Genomic DNA, 15,628 nt, shown 5'->3' on the forward strand with positions numbered 1-15,628 from the left:
AATGGCAAATCGAATGATTTTAAATGAAACATCCTATCATGGAAAAGGGGCTATTGCAGCTATCCCAACGGAATTTCATGCAAGAAATTTCAAAAAAGCAGTTGTGATCACCGATAAAGAGCTGCATAAAATCGGTGTCGTAGCAAAAGTCACCACCTTATTAGATGAGGCAGAGATTGCTTATGAAATCTACGACGGTATCGTACCTAATCCAACGATCGAGAATGTCAAAGAGGGTGTGGCTTTCGTTCAAGAAGCGAAAGCGGATGTGATTCTGGCAATTGGCGGAGGTTCGCCGATCGACACAGCCAAAGCCATTGGAATCATCGTAACAAATCCAGAATTTTCTGATGTCCGTAGTCTAGAAGGCGTGGCAGATACAAAACATCCAAGCTTGCCGATCTTAGTTGTTCCGACTACTTCTGGTACGGCCGCTGAAGTCACGATCAACTATGTGATCACTGACAAAGAGCGTTCTCGTAAATTTGTATGTGTTGATCCTCATGATATTCCAATCGTTGCCTTTGTTGACAGTGATTTGATGATGGGCATGCCGAAAGTCTTGTGTGCGGCAACTGGGATGGATGCGATGACTCATGCTATCGAGGGATTGATCACGAAAGGTGCATGGGAAATGAGTGATATGTTCCATCTCAAAGCCATTGAGATCATCGGTCGTAGTTTAGCCGATTCCGTGAATGGTGATCCAAAAGGCCGAGAAGATATGGCTTTAGGACAGTACCTTGCAGGAATGGGTTTTTCAAATGTTGGTTTAGGTCTTGTGCATGGCATGGCGCATCCTTTATCCGCATGGTATGATGTCCCCCACGGCGTCGCTTGCGCTGTCTTATTACCAACGGTCATGAAATACAACAAAGAGTTTACAGACAATAAATATCGAGAAATCGCGAAGGCATTGAACATCAAAGACGCAGAATCTCGTTCCATCGAGGATATTCGTGATGCCGCTTGCGAAGCGATTGATGCTTTGTCGAAAAAAGTTGGTATTCCTGCGACGATTTCCGAACTAGGTGTCAAAGAAGCGGATATTGCAAAAATTGCTGAAGACGCGTTCCATGATGTCTGTACTCCAGGAAATCCAAGAGAAACGAACGTGTCAGAGATCATCGACATCTATCAAAGCTTGATGTAAATTTACCGTCTCTCTTGTTAATTGTTATTATGACTTGGCTGATCAATAAAAAATGGTTCTCTTGGTTTGTGAATAACGACCAAGAGAACCATTTATTTTGATATAGAAAATTTGTTTCATTAAACCATCAACGTGTACATGCCTACTGCGACGATTGCACCAACCATTGGTCCTGCAATCGGTACCCATGAATAACCCCAGTCGGAACCACCTTTATTAGCGATTGGTAAAATCGCATGAGCGATACGTGGACCTAGATCACGAGCTGGATTGATCGCATAGCCTGTTGAACCACCTAGTGATAACCCGATAGCTAAAATCAATCCTCCAACAGCAAATACATTTGTTCCACCAGCAAATTCTGTTTGGCCAAATGCCAATAGTCCTAAGACTAAAACGAACGTACCAATCAACTCCGTAATAAAGTTAGCAGGATAGTTGCGGATGGCTGGTCCAGTCGCAAAGGTTCCTAAGATTGCCCCTTGATCCTTTGTTGCTGACCAATGTGGCAAATAAGATAACCAAACAAGTACCGCACCAACGATCGCACCTAATAATTGCGCAATGATGAATGGGAAAACTAAGTTCCAACCGATTGCGCCTGTCATTGCCATTCCGAGTGTTACCGCCGGATTTAAATGAGCAGGTCCCATGAAGCCTGAAATAAAGACTGCCATTGTTACTGCCATTGCCCAACCAAATGCAATGACGATCCAACCAGAGGCTTGCGCTTTACTTTTGTTTAAATTCACTGCTGCACATACGCCGTCCCCTAAAAGGATCAAAATCATCGTTCCAATAAATTCCCCCATGATTTGGGTCATGTCTGCATTCATTTTATTTTTCTCCTTTCAGGTCACGTAAGTCTGACTCAGCGATCAGTTGCTCTAAATGTTGCGTTTCACGTTCTTTTTCTTCGTCTGTCCATTCAAAGTATGCAGCAATCGCATCAATGATCGGTTGTTTGATGGTATCTAACTGATCTCTTTCAAAAAGTAGATGGTTGGTACGGCGAATCAAATAGTCACCTGGAACTAAAACCATTTCGTTTTCTAAGCCGTAACGCAAACGCGCAGATTCTGCCAAAGTCAATCCTGGATAAGGACTCATTTCTTTCGCTAATTCAAAGATGTGTTTCGCATTTGTGCCATAGAAATCTGCGATATATGCAGCATCTTTTTCATCAAGACCTGCTTCCACACCGATTTTTGTATATTCTTCGACCATTTCTTCTTGTTTCGTCGGATCAAAATCGCCGCCTGAGATCGAATAAGTCTTGGAATCAATCTCTTTTACAGTTACACTATACTCTTCTTGTAACAGTTGACGGATCAATTTCATCGCGCCTTCTGCCATTTTGCGATAATCAGTGATTTTACCACCAGATAAAGTAACTAGTCCATCTGGTTCACGTTCTAATGAACTACCGCGAGAAACAGTTGATGGTGCTTTTTCATCACGACTACTTTCTAAATGATTCAACACATCTTCGACTTCTACACGTGATACCTTGCTTTCTTTGTAATCCGTCACCGTATCAACGACTTTACGGAAACTTTTATCAGAGATCGAACCGTTGTCACCACCGTTGTAGTCAGAACCAGCATTGCCGATCAATAACGGACGTAATCCTGCCCAACTTGATTCGATATCAGCCAAAGTGATATTTGCTTCTGGATAACGATGATTGATCACATCTAGTAAATAATCCACATCTTCCTGTGTTACCTGAGGATCTGTAAAATCGCCTTGGTAATCGGTATCTGTTGTCCCAAAATACGTTTTATTTTCACGAGGAATCGCAAAGACCATCCGACCATCTTGTTTTCCTGTATCGAAATAAGTAGGCTGTGGCACAGGCAGTTTCTTCGCGTCTACCACTAAATGGACGCCTTTTGTCGGACGCATTTTTGGTGAGATTGCACGCTTGAAGTTCAGGTTACGGATCTTGTCCACCCATGGTCCACTTGTGTTGATCACTACTTTTGCTCGGATCTCAATGACTTCATCACTTAACAAATCACGCGCTTTGACTCCGATAATCTGGTCGCCTTCATAGATAAAACCGGTAGCTTTCATTTTACTGACCAGATATGCTCCGTCTTCTGCCGCTTTTTTGATATTATCGATCACTAAACGGGAATCATTGTTCCGGAAATCCAAGTAAACCCCTGCACCTGTTAACCCATCTTTTTTAAGAAACGGCTCACGTTCAAGAACTTCTTCAGGTGTCAACGTATAGTTTTCATACTTCGTTCCAGTTACTTTTGCTAATTTATCATAAAGATCCATCGCTACTTTTACAGAAAACATATTGAATGTCGTTGCGCCTTCTCCTTCATAAATCGGCAATAACATCGGATCTGGTTTAGGGATATGCGGTGCCACTTGTTGTACCACTGCACGTTCGCCTACTGTATCTGCTACCACTTCAACATCAAACGTTTTTAGGTAACGAATCCCCCCATGAACTAACTTGGTTGAGCGTGAAGAAGTTCCTTCTGCAAAATCCTGCATTTCGATCAAACCGGTTTTAATACCAGAAGCTGCTGCTTGGATTGCGACACCTGCACCAGTGATTCCGCCTCCAATAATCAAAAGATCTAATTCTTCTTGTTTCATGTGGTCAATGTTATCTTGTCTTGTTTTTTTTGAAAACATCTTGTGTTCCTCCCTTTACTCAAATGCTTGAGTTGCTTTCACTGCTTTTTTCCAACCAGTATAAAGTTTTTCTCTACGCTCTTCTGGCATTTCCGCCTCGAAGATTTTACCAGCTTCATAAAACTCACGAATTTCATCCGTATCTTTCCAATAACCAACCGCTAATCCTGCAAGAAAGGCAGCACCTAATGCAGTGGTCTCCAAGTTACCGGCACGTTGGATCGGTACATTCAAGATATCTGTTTGGAACTGCATCAAGTATTCATTATTGGCTGCACCTCCATCAACTTTTAACACAGGAATCTGGATGCCTGTATCATCTTGCATCGTATCGATGATATCTCGAACTTGGTAGGCAATGGATTGTAATGTCGCCTTAATGATATCCTCTTTCGTTGTTCCTCGAGTAAGACCAAACATCGAGCCACGTGCTGCTTGATCCCAGTAAGGAGCGCCAAGTCCAACAAAAGCAGGTACGACGTAAACTTCGTCATCACTAGTCGAACGCTTCGCTGCGTCTTCTGAATCACTCGCTTTTTGTAGCATTTGCAGACCGTCACGCAACCATTGGATGGAAGAACCGGCAACGAAGATACTCCCTTCTAGCGCATAATAAACCTTTCCATTTATCCCGTAACCAATCGTCGTCAACAGATTGTTTTTAGATAATTGTGGTTTTTCACCTGTGTTCATCACAATAAATGAACCTGTACCATACGTATTTTTGACCATTCCTGGCTCAAAAGCCATTTGACCGAATAAGGCTGCTTGTTGGTCTCCTGCCATACCAGAAATCGGTGCTTCACTACCATAGAAGTGATACCCTTGTGTATAACCGTAAACCTCTGAATTTGAGGTTACTTTCGGTAACATCACTCGCGGAATATTCAGTAGATCTAAGATTTCTTGATCCCAATCCAATTCATGGATATTGAACAACATTGTACGACTCGCATTCGAGTAATCGGTTACATGCGCTTGTCCATCTGTCAACTTCCAAACAAGCCAAGAATCGATCGTTCCAAACATCAACTCGCCTTTTTCTGCTCGCTCTTGTGCACCTTCTACATGGTCTAAGATCCAGCGAATCTTAGTAGCAGAGAAATACGCATCAATGACTAAACCAGTTTTTTCATGGAAAAACTCTTGGTGTCCGTCTTCTTTTAATTTATTAGCAATACCAGCTGATTGACGCGATTGCCAAACTACAGCATGATAAATCGGACGTCCTGTATCTTTTTCCCAGATCACTGTTGTTTCACGTTGATTCGTGATACCAATACCAGCGATTTGTGTTGGCTTGATACCAGATTCAATAAACGCACCTGCGATAACTGATTGTACGGAGTTCCAGATTTCATTCGCATCATGTTCTACCCAGCTTTCCCGGGGAAAATATTGCGTGAATTCCTTTTGCGAACTACCGATGTGTCTTCCTTTTTTATCAAAGATAATCGCTCGTGAGCTTGTTGTCCCTTGGTCAATCGCCATGATATAAGTTGATTCTGTCATTATGATCTCCTCCATTTTTGCAAACGCTTTCTTTAACTACTTTTATGGTACACCTATTTAAGGAGTAGAAACTGCCAAAAAAATAGCAATTCACTTTTTTTTTGACAGTTTTTTAATTTTTGGCTTTTTTCTCTTGCTCGATTTTTTGCTTTAACCTTAAAATATCATAACTTGAAGCAAACTCAGATAGATAATAGTACTCTTGACCTTTTTTATCTTGATTGAAGGTGATCACAAAATCATAACTTTTTTCTGGTTGGACTTCTTCGATCACGATTCCGCTAATCCCCTTTAACTCTCGAATCAAGAACTGTTGGAAAGCAACCCGATAGATTGGTAAGGATTGTAGATCGATGCCAATAACTACAGATTTTTCAATATAGAAATCGATCATCATCAAAATATTCGCGTATTGACTCATCAGATTATCCAAAACTTGATGGGTCAATTTTTTCATAGGGAGCTGTTCGACTGTCGTTTTTTTCAATCGTTCAAGTAATTGAGTCAACGAATCACCCAACATGCGTTGTTGTTGGATGAGTAAGTGTGGTGGATCATAGATTGTTAAATAGCCAGAAAAAAAGTATAACTCATTATTGATTTGTGCCAAGTGATACCCAATTGTTTTCTCTTCCTTGATTTTTAGACGCCTTGGTCGATAATGCCACAGCATGGTTTCTCGAATATACGTATCCAACACCGCTGTAGGTAACTTTTTGCTACGAGTCAACTCGTATTGATAAAATATCTCTTCCTCCAGTACCGAGAAAGTAACGAGAAAACTATAAAACAGCATCGACTCATACGCCGTAACATCAGCTGCTGTTCGACTAAGATATAAAGAAATCACCGGATGGATGGTCTGGTACAGTTGATCTTCTTGATATAGTTCTTTTTTCTCTTTTGTACCAGAAACCTTCATCTTATCTGACAGTAACCTTTTCCGTGTAATACCGATCCATGTCGCAATTTTTGTCGATGATTGTGGGGAAAAAGTTGTATTCAACACATGCGCCAATCCTACTATCAACGGACGCTTATCTGGAGTATCTTGTAAATACTGTGGTCTTTGTGACTCTGGGAAAAATTGAAATAAGGAATAATAAAAATAACGGATCTGGAGCTCTTCTCCTTGGATTTGTCCATTCTTTATTTGTAGAGAGAACTCTTTCAATAACTGATTTAATTCTTTGGTTTTTCTAAAGACAGAGGATTCACTGATCGTAAAAGCTGTTGCCAAACGAACACTTGAAGCTTGTTGATGTTCAAGAAGATACGTCAAGATCTGATATTTCACGCTTTGTTGTACCAAAAAAAGCATGATTTTTTCTAAACTCGTATGCTCATCTAATTCAAGGACGACTTGAAATTCATTTTTTCGGACAGAAATCTTTTTTTTCATCATACGACCGATCAATTCAAGGTCTTCGATATATTGGTCGAAGGCAGATTTTGATAGTTTCACAGAGGATCGCAACTCATTGATTGAAGCGGAACCACCTTCTAATACAAGCATTCGTAAAATCTCAATTTGGATTTGCTCTTTTTTTTCTAAAAATTCTTCAATCTTCATCGAAAGAATCAACCACCTTTACAAGAGCTGTTGGCGCTCGATACTCTGGTTGAAAGAAGAATTCACGCGCTTCCAGGTCTGCGAGTGTCCATCCTTCCTCAACTGCTAAAGTCAGTCGGTCTAAAAGATAGAAAATCACTGATTGGCTATGACATTGCGCACCAATCAGTTTTCCTTCTTCTGTCAATAGCACTTTTATTTGGATTAACTCCTGATTCGCAGCAGAAGCTCTGGTCGTTAAATATTGTGTGTTGATTTCCCCAGCATAAAAGATACTTTCGCTTGCTGTTAAACCGACACTCCCAAAATAATGTCCGAACCAGTGATTACCAATTGGACGATACGTACCTAAATCCTTCTTTTGTTGCCCACTGATATTTTTACTGGCGATCTTCGCCGTTCGAATCGCATTGTTAACTAAAGACACGTACATCTTTTCTTGCGTTGGTCGATAGGTTACTTGGATGGCATCGCCGATCGCATAAATATTTTCTTGGGATGTTTGCAAGTAGTCATTTACCCAGATTGTCCCATCATCATTCAATTGCAAAGATTCTTCCCATAATTGATTATCTGGTCGAGTATAATTTGCTAACAAGACTAAATCATACGTCTCACTTCTTTTTTCCGTGAAGATCTTTGTTTGTTCTGCTTCAATGATTTCTTGTACTTGTTCATTTAAGAAATATCGAATACCTCGATTGTTCAGCTCGCGATACAACGGCTTGATCATCTCTGGATCAAAATAGCGGAATAAAACTGTCGATTGGCTTTCATACAGATGAAGTTCTTTTCCCAGGTTCGCTAATCCTTCGATGAGTTCCAAGCCAACTTGCCCTGCACCGATCACTGCGATTTTTTTTGCACTTCCAATACGTTGGTGGAATTGTTGCGAAGTTTTAGGATCTTTGATTTTCCAAATCGTGTCGTTTTCTTGTGTACTAAAACGGAAGCGTTGTTGTGAGCCTGTCGCAATCACAAGAAAATCGAAAGACAATATTTCCCCATCATTTAATTGGATTTGTTTTTTATCGCTGTTTAGCGCAGTCACTTCTGTTTCTACACGTACTGCTATCTGATGTTCTTGAGTCAATTGCTCTTTAGTCATCCAATAATGATGGGCTTCTTCATGAAATTGCCCTTTTAAGATCAAATTGATACTATTTGGGATAAAGCCTATCCGCGCTTGCTTCTCAATAATGATTATCTCACTTTCTGGACAGTCGTTGCGCAAAGAAATAGCTGTCTGAATGCCCGCAAATGAGCCACCGACGATTACGATCCTCATATGTTATTCCCCTCTTTTTCATCTGTTATCCTTAGAGTATCATTTCTTAGAAAACGTTTCAATCAGTAAAGGGTATCGTGGTAGACGCCCGCTGTAAATAAGCAGATAATCCCGTTCACTAAGCCACGCTATTGAGCTAGACGAACGAAAAAAATTAGTTAAAACATCGAAGATAAAAACACAAGGAGCACTCGAAATTTGTTGGTTTTCGAATGTCCCTTGTGTTTTTGTGCGTATAGCCTACCTGACTTATGCCACGCTTTCTGATCTTAGCTTTAGATTTTATAGCCAATGCCCCAAACAGTTTTAATATAGGAAGACTGCTTGTGCGTGTCATGCATTTTTTCTCTTAAATTTCGAATGTGGACCATAATGGTATTATTGGAGGAAGTATAATATTTTTCGCCCCAAATTTCATGAAACATTTCTTCAGAGCTAATGACTTGTCCCTGTCGTTCCATCAATAATTTTAAGATGGAAAATTCGATTGGTGTTAGAAAAAGCTCCTCTTCCTGTAAAAAACATTTTCGTTTATCAACATCTAATACCAAATCTTTAACGATCAATTTGTGTTTATCAAATCCATTGTACTGAGTGGATCGCCGAATCTGGGCCTTCACTCGGGCAATTACTTCTAATGGGCGAAAGGGCTTCGTAATATAATCGTCTGCGCCAATCGTCAATCCTGTGATCTTATCGATTTCCTCGGTTTTTGCGGTCAACATGATGATCGGATATTTATGATTTTTTCGGATTTCTTTACAAAGTTCGACCCCAGAGATGTCCGGTAGCATCACGTCAAGAATTGCCAGTGAAAATGTATTTTGTTCAATTTGTGCTTGAGCAGATTTCCCATCAGAGCAAGTCGTTATTAAAAAATTCTCGTTCTGCAAATAAAAGACAATTAGGTCTGAAATTTCTTTTTCATCTTCAACTAAAAGTATTTTTTCCAATCGTATCGACCGTCCTTTTCAACTTAGTTGCTTTCTGATACCTTCATTTTTGTATTACCCAAAGGCAAAGTAACAAGCATCTGGATCTCATTATCTTTGTTGGCAGCTTGAATCGTTCCTTGATGAGCCAGAATGATTTCTTTGGCAATCGCTAGACCTAGACCCGCACCGCCGGTTTTTGTTGAACGGGCTTGATCAAGGCGATAAAACTTTTCAAATAATGCTTCTAGCTGCTCTTGTTCGATAGGCTCACTTTGATTGGCAAGAATAAAGGTTGCTTGATGCTCAGAAACCGATAGTTCCATTGTGATCATTGTATGTTCAGGTGCGTAGGCGATCGCGTTTTTCAACAGATTATTCAATACTCTGGCTAACTGTTCACTATAAGCTTCAATTTTCAAGCTTTCCGGTCCGATATAACGAACCTCTTGTCCTTTTTCTTTCAGCAACGGGTAAAATTCTTCCTGGATTTGTTTTAATAAGAACACAAAGTCAAGTTCTCGTTTAAACAATTGGATATCTTGAAGATTGAATCGAGTAATATCGAAAAATTCATTCATCAGTGTTTCCAACCGCTCAGACTTTTCAAGAGCGATAGTCAGAGACTGAGTCATTTGTTCGTTCGTTAAATTTTTTGTATCCAATAATAGGTTGAGGTAGCCGATCACGGAGGCTAAAGGTGTCTTCAAGTCGTGAGCCAAATAAGTGATTAAGTCCTTTGTTCGTTGAGTTTCTTCCTTTAGGAGGGTTTCATTTCGGTTCATCGTATTTTTTATTTTTAACAATTCATTATCGATTGGCATACTTCTAGTCGAAGCTTCCGTAAAACCAGAGAAAAAAGGCTGAATAGTCAACAAGTTGGCGATACCTTTATTGCCACCAAAGTCATCGTCATGCAAGTCAATTAGATAGCTAGAAAAGCTGGTTGATTAGAAAAAAAACTAAATGTACCACCCATATACTTTAAAACACACACCAATCTATCTTGATTGATACTTCGATCCTATCCAATTGTTTGGAGAATGATATGATCCTAGTTTTCTAAGTATTTCAACAAAAAAGTGCTGGTAGAAAACAAGACTGTTTTCTACCAGCACTAAGTATTAAAGAACTACTTTTTAGAAACACTACAAACTTCTATGCTCTCTTTTTTTACACATCAGTACATTGGTTATTGATTCGCTTGATTGATGGAGATATTATGCAGGTTTTCAACTAATGTTCGATGTTCACGAGGTCCAGTTGACTCTGGTGCTTGATCGAGCTGTTCGATCAAAGTCACTTCTTCTTCTGATAATCGGAAATCAAAAATGGCGATATTTTGCTTTATACGATCCACATGGACAGACTTAGGAATTGTGATAATCCCTAGTTGTGTTTGCCAACGTAAAATGATTTGTGGGACAGTTTTTTGGTATTTTTCAGCTAATTCCTTTAAAACGGGTTCATCAAAAATCCCATCTTTTCCTTGGTTGAAGGGACTCCACGCTTCAGTCACGACATCAAAATGAGTGGCTGTTTCTCTTTGTTGTTTTTGTTGACGGTATGGATGTTGTTCGATTTGGTTGATCACCGGCTTGATCCGATGATTCAAAATCAAATCAGTCAAACGACCGGTTGAAAAATTAGAGACTCCGATTGCCTTTACTTTGCCTGCATCATAAAGTTCTTCCATGGCACGCCATGCGCCATAATAATCATTGTAAGGCTGATGGATCAAGAAAATATCAATGTAGTCTACCCCTAATTTTTGTAAAGAACGTTCATACGCTTTGTATGCGCCCTCGTAAGAAGCATCAGTGACCCATAACTTGGTTGTAATAGTGATCTCTTCTCTTGGAATCCCACTTTTTTTGATTGCCCGACCAACGGCTTCTTCATTGTAATAAACAGCCGCAGTATCAATCAGGCGATAGCCAGCATTCAGCGCTTCTAATACGACTTGCTCACATTCTTCTTGATCCCAGATTTGAAAGACACCAAATCCAAGTACAGGAATTGTCAATCCGTTGTTCAAGGTCCGTGTTTCCATCATTGATTTCCTCTCCAAACTCCACGTTATTTCGTCAATTCAGCAGCGACTTTTTCTCCTAATAAATGTGCAGACTGTGGGTTTTGTCCTGTTAATAAACGCCCATCTGCATGAACAACTTCAGTAAAAGCTTTCCCTGCCTGATAATCGGCCCCTTTTTCCTTCAATGAATCTTCGGTCAGGAAGGGTACGTTATTCGTTGTTCCATTTAATTCCTCTTCTTCATTACTAAAGCCAGTCACTTTACGTCCAGCTAAGATGGACTGTCCGTTTTCATCAACGACAGGTAATAAGCCTACGACACCATGACAAACCGCTGATACGATCCCATTATTTTTGTAGATCGCAGAACCAATCTCTGCTAATTTTTCTGATCCGGGGAAATCCCACATCGTTCCATGACCACCGGCATAATAAATCGCCGTATACTCTGTTGGATCCACTTCATCCGGACGTAACGTTTGGCCTAACGCACGATTACGAAAGTCTTCATCTTGGTAATAGGTCCAATCCACTTGATCCATATCTACTATACTTTTTGGTTCCAATGGTACGTATCCGCCATTCGGGCTAACAAAATCAGCTTCGATCTTGTTTTTGACTAATACATCATAAAAATGAGTCAATTCACTTAACCATAAACCTGTTGGACGCTCGATATTGTCGTATTTTTCTACATTTGTCAAAACAATCAAAACTTTCATTTTTTCAGCTTCTTTCTTAGATATTGATGGTTGATCCATAGCGTTGATCAAGAAAATTATACAACGGACTTGGTAAATACAAGTCTTTGTATGCTTCAGAAAAAGGTTTCGTCACAAATTCAGCATCGCGACCTTCTAACAACTTGACCGCCCATTCTGGATCTACCAACATTTGTTGACCTACTGCTACAAGTTCCGCATGAGCTAACACAGACTCGACATCTTTGCGGTTACGGACATTTCCTACACCTACTAAAGGGATTTTCCCTTGAATCGTTTCGTGGACATATTCAAGAATTGATTTTTCGTTGTAGGTTTCAGAACGAGCCACACGATCATATGTGTTCAATGAAACATGCAGATAGTCTAATTTCGTTTCACGTAATTGCTCCATCAACCAAATCGTTTCTTCAAAACGGATACCTGGTGTTTCAAATTCTTCTGGTGAAAAACGATAACCAACAATAAATGGTTTAGTTGCGTGTGTTTCAACTGCTTGGAAGACAGATTTCAATAATTCTTCAATAAAATGATAACGTTTCTCTAAAGAGCCACCCCATTGATCTCCTCTACGGTTAGAATGAGGAGAAAAGAATTGTTGGATCAAGTAAGTATTCGCACCATGTAGTTCTACTCCGTCAAATCCTGCTTCAATGGCTCTGCGTGTTGCTTCTCCAAATGCTTGGATCGTTTCACTGACTTCTTCATCACTTAATGCCCGTGGTGTCTCAGCATCTGGACGTTCTGCCGGAATCGCACTAGCAGATACTGTTTGTTCTCCTGATAATGTCGCACGGCTTGTCATACGACCGCCATGGAAGATCTGCACGATTGCCTTAGCACCTTCACCTTGAATGGCTTGTGCTAACTCGCTTAGACGAGGAAGCATTTCATCATGGGCAATACTTAATTCCCCTGGCCAACCTTTACCGATGTCTTGCACATTTGCCGCACCAGTGATCACTGCTCCTAATCCTTTTGATCGTTGTGCATAATATTCGATCTCGTCTTTTGTGATTACCCCATTAAAAAAGCTAAGTTCTGTAGTCATTGGTGATAGCATCAACCGATTTTTCAGCACACTACCTGATGGAAATGTGATTGATTCATTGAATTTTGCCATTCTTCTTCCTCCAATATGACGAATGTCACTTATTTTTTCTCGTATTTATTTAACCACACGATTAGTTGCACATGCAACTGTTATGTTTAAAAAATTTTATTTTTTTTGTAATTTATTGGTCGCCTCATTCAGCTCCTGAGAAAGTCGCTCGCTCTCGGCAACACCTAAAACAACTTTATATGCGTGGTTCAGCTCATCCCAACTACTGTCGATCTCTTTGACAAATTCACGACCTTCATCAGTTAAAAATACCAAAGATAACCGTCCTTCTGTGACCGTTTTGACATAGCCTTTATATTCTAACTTTTCTACGAAACGTGCAATCGTTGAAGGCGCTGAATACAACATCTGCGCGATATCTTTTTGAGGAATACCGTTTTTTTCTTTCAAAATCAGTAAGATAAACCCATAAGTAGGTGCAAGTCCCGTTTTCTTGAAGGCTTCATCCGCTAATTTGTTCAATACTCGATCGAGCTTCTTCACACTAAAAAAAAGACATTCTTCTAACGAACGTTCAATTGATTTCCCCATTTTTACACCTCCTGTTAGCGTACATATCATAGTATGATTTAGTGGATTTGTCAAAGAGGAGAACATTGATCGTTTTGTACCATACCTTTGATACTATTTCCAATGAAGTCCTTCACCTAAAAAAATGGATAGATGATCTGCTTAGATCACCTATCCACTATGCAAACTCGACTTTCAACTCTTTTCCTAGAGCATGAGCAAGTTTTGATAACGTATCGAAACTTGTATTGTTTCCTCACTCAATACGCGCTACTGTCGATTGAGGTAAAGAAGCCAAATCTGCTAATTCACGTTGTGTTAATCCGGCAACTTCTCTGGCATTCATCAAAGCGATTGCGCTTGATAACTTAGCATTCTCTGTTTCAAAATTATTTTTGAATACTGATTCTTTCAATTTTTTCTAGATAACCATCAAGTTTAACTGTTGCCATCACCCAATTTTCACTACAAATGCTTCATAAGGACGTAATTCGATTTCTCCTACAGGTACTTCTCGATCATAGTTGGCAATGATTAGTTCCGTTGCTTCTTGCGGAATAGTCCATTCATGTGTTTGCTCGGATAAGTTACAGACGATCAACCAACGTTCTTCATTTAGTGTACGATAATAAGCAAAGACCTCAACTGGCGTTTCTGTCAACAATTCATATTCTCCCCAAACGATGATCTCATTGTGTTTGCGTAACTCGATCAAGCGTTTGTACGTATAGAAAATCGAAGAGGAATCTGCGACTGCTTGTTTCGCGTTGATGGTTTTGTAGTTTGGATTGACGGATAGCCAGGGCATTCCTGTCGTAAATCCACCATGTGCTGTTTCATCCCACTGCATTGGTGTACGTGCATTGTCACGTCCTTTGGCATTGATAGACTGCACGATATCTTCTTTATGATAGCCAGCTGCAAGTCGTTCGTGATACATATTGATCGTTTCGATATCTTTTGCTTCTGAGATGTCCCGGATTGGCGCATTTGTCATGCCTAGTTCTTCCCCTTGATAAATATAAGGAGTCCCTTTCATCATGTGTAGTAAAATAGCAAACATTTTTGCACTTTCTACACGATATTCCTGATCATTCCCCCAACGTGAAACAATTCTCGGTAAATCATGATTATTCCAAAACAAACTGTTCCAACCTTCATCACCTAACGCTGTCTGCCATTTTGACAAAACTTTTTTCAGTTCAGAAACATCTAAAGCTTTTAGATCCCATTTATCCTTACCTTCTTGTTGGTCCAAACTCATATGTTCAAATTGGAAGATCATGGATAGTTCATTTCTTTTAGGGTCTGAATAAAGCTTCGCGATTTCTGTCGTTGCGCCCCAAGTTTCACCTACCGTCATCAAATCTTTGTCGCCAAAGGTTGCTTGATTCATTTCTTGTAGGTATTCGTGAAGCCGTGGCCCATTATTGGTGATTTCTTGATCGGGTAGTTTGCCGATCGTATCGATGACATCCATGCGGAACCCGCCAATTCCTTTATCGATCCAAAAATTCATCATGTCATAGACTTCTTGTCTGACTAGCTCATTCTCCCAATTCAAATCGGGTTGTTTCTTGCTGTATAGATGCAAATAATATTGACCAGTCGCATCATCAAATTCCCAAGCAGGTCCACTAAAAATCGAACGTAATGTATTAGGCACATCACCATTGACTGGCTCACGCCAGATATAATAATCTCGATATGGATTGTCTTTGCTTTTTCGTGATTCGATAAACCATGGATGTTCATCAGAAGTGTGATTGACGACTAAATCCAAAATGATTTTGATGCCTGATTTCTTCGCTTCCTCAATCAGTTCGTCCATTTCAGCCATCGTCCCAAATTCAGCCATGATTGCTTCATAATCGCTGATGTCATAGCCATTATCATCATTTGGGGATTCATAGACAGGAGAAAGCCAAATCGTATCGATCCCTAGATAGGTTAAATAATCTAATCTTGAAATAATCCCTCTTAAATCACCGATTCCATCCCCATTCGTATCTTGAAAGCTACGTGGATAGACTTGATATACCACTGATTGGTGCCACCATTTTTTCTCCATATGTTCCTCCATTTGTTTTGTCCTATTCTTAAAGAATTGTAACGCTTA

General features: G+C 40.0%; 13 protein-coding genes and 1 pseudogene. 1 reads left to right on the forward strand and 13 read right to left on the reverse strand.

The window, feature by feature from the left end:
* Position 1: 1 nt before the first annotated feature.
* Positions 2 to 1,153, forward strand: coding sequence for a lactaldehyde reductase (fucO, locus tag P3R27_RS10860; RefSeq protein WP_034690591.1), 1,152 nt, complete (start codon positions 2 to 4; stop codon positions 1,151 to 1,153).
* Between the two features lie 119 nt (positions 1,154 to 1,272).
* On the opposite strand, the gene P3R27_RS10865 is transcribed toward fucO, so the two are convergent.
* The 13 genes and pseudogenes from P3R27_RS10865 to P3R27_RS10925 all read right to left on the reverse strand — a co-directional run bounded on the left by P3R27_RS10865 (position 1,273) and on the right by P3R27_RS10925 (position 15,580).
* A complete protein-coding gene (locus tag P3R27_RS10865) occupies positions 1,273 to 1,989 on the reverse strand; it encodes an MIP/aquaporin family protein (protein WP_010736418.1) in 717 nt (238 codons plus the stop codon).
* Between the two features lies 1 nt (position 1,990).
* Complete coding sequence (gene glpO, locus P3R27_RS10870) at positions 1,991 to 3,814, reverse strand: type 1 glycerol-3-phosphate oxidase (protein ID WP_271522990.1); 1,824 nt, start codon at positions 3,812 to 3,814, stop codon at positions 1,991 to 1,993.
* A 15-nt stretch (positions 3,815 to 3,829) separates the two neighbouring features.
* Positions 3,830 to 5,326 (reverse strand): glycerol kinase GlpK, encoded by a 1,497-nt coding sequence (gene glpK / locus P3R27_RS10875; protein ID WP_034690589.1) that lies wholly within the window; start codon positions 5,324 to 5,326, stop codon positions 3,830 to 3,832.
* Positions 5,327 to 5,438: 112 nt separating this feature from the next.
* Positions 5,439 to 6,899 carry a helix-turn-helix domain-containing protein gene (locus P3R27_RS10880; protein WP_034690588.1) on the reverse strand — a complete coding sequence of 487 codons (1,461 nt, stop codon included), beginning with the start codon at positions 6,897 to 6,899 and terminating at the stop codon, positions 5,439 to 5,441.
* Positions 6,889 to 8,187: an NAD(P)/FAD-dependent oxidoreductase gene (locus tag P3R27_RS10885; protein ID WP_034690586.1), complete on the reverse strand. Its 1,299-nt coding sequence runs from the start codon at positions 8,185 to 8,187 to the stop codon at positions 6,889 to 6,891. Before P3R27_RS10885 ends, P3R27_RS10880 begins: the two co-directional genes overlap by 11 nt.
* A 275-nt stretch (positions 8,188 to 8,462) precedes the next feature.
* Positions 8,463 to 9,140: a response regulator transcription factor gene (locus P3R27_RS10890; RefSeq protein ID WP_034690584.1), complete on the reverse strand. Its 678-nt coding sequence runs from the start codon at positions 9,138 to 9,140 to the stop codon at positions 8,463 to 8,465.
* Between the two features lie 23 nt (positions 9,141 to 9,163).
* Positions 9,164 to 10,039, reverse strand: a complete 876-nt coding sequence (locus tag P3R27_RS10895) for a sensor histidine kinase (protein ID WP_051536313.1) — start codon at positions 10,037 to 10,039, stop codon at positions 9,164 to 9,166.
* 272 nt (positions 10,040 to 10,311) lie between these two features.
* On the reverse strand, positions 10,312 to 11,172 hold the full coding sequence (locus P3R27_RS10900) for an aldo/keto reductase (RefSeq protein WP_034690602.1): 861 nt from the start codon (positions 11,170 to 11,172) through the stop codon (positions 10,312 to 10,314).
* Positions 11,173 to 11,198: 26 nt separating this feature from the next.
* A complete protein-coding gene (locus P3R27_RS10905; RefSeq protein WP_126133867.1) occupies positions 11,199 to 11,876 on the reverse strand; it encodes a type 1 glutamine amidotransferase domain-containing protein in 678 nt (225 codons plus the stop codon).
* Positions 11,877 to 11,892: 16 nt separating this feature from the next.
* A complete protein-coding gene (locus P3R27_RS10910; RefSeq protein WP_034690580.1) occupies positions 11,893 to 12,999 on the reverse strand; it encodes an NADH-dependent flavin oxidoreductase in 1,107 nt (368 codons plus the stop codon).
* Positions 13,000 to 13,095: 96 nt separating this feature from the next.
* Positions 13,096 to 13,530, reverse strand: coding sequence for a MarR family winged helix-turn-helix transcriptional regulator (locus P3R27_RS10915; RefSeq protein ID WP_301356830.1), 435 nt, complete (start codon positions 13,528 to 13,530; stop codon positions 13,096 to 13,098).
* Between the two features lie 157 nt (positions 13,531 to 13,687).
* Positions 13,688 to 13,961 (reverse strand): annotated as a pseudogene (locus tag P3R27_RS10920) (helix-turn-helix domain-containing protein).
* Positions 13,961 to 15,580: a glycoside hydrolase family 13 protein gene (locus tag P3R27_RS10925; RefSeq protein WP_034690576.1), complete on the reverse strand. Its 1,620-nt coding sequence runs from the start codon at positions 15,578 to 15,580 to the stop codon at positions 13,961 to 13,963. Before P3R27_RS10925 ends, P3R27_RS10920 begins: the two are co-directional and overlap by 1 nt.
* Positions 15,581 to 15,628 lie beyond the last annotated feature (48 nt).

It is taken from the genome of Enterococcus spodopteracolus (genome assembly GCF_030441955.1).
GTDB classification, from domain to species: domain Bacteria; phylum Bacillota; class Bacilli; order Lactobacillales; family Enterococcaceae; genus Enterococcus_B; species Enterococcus_B spodopteracolus.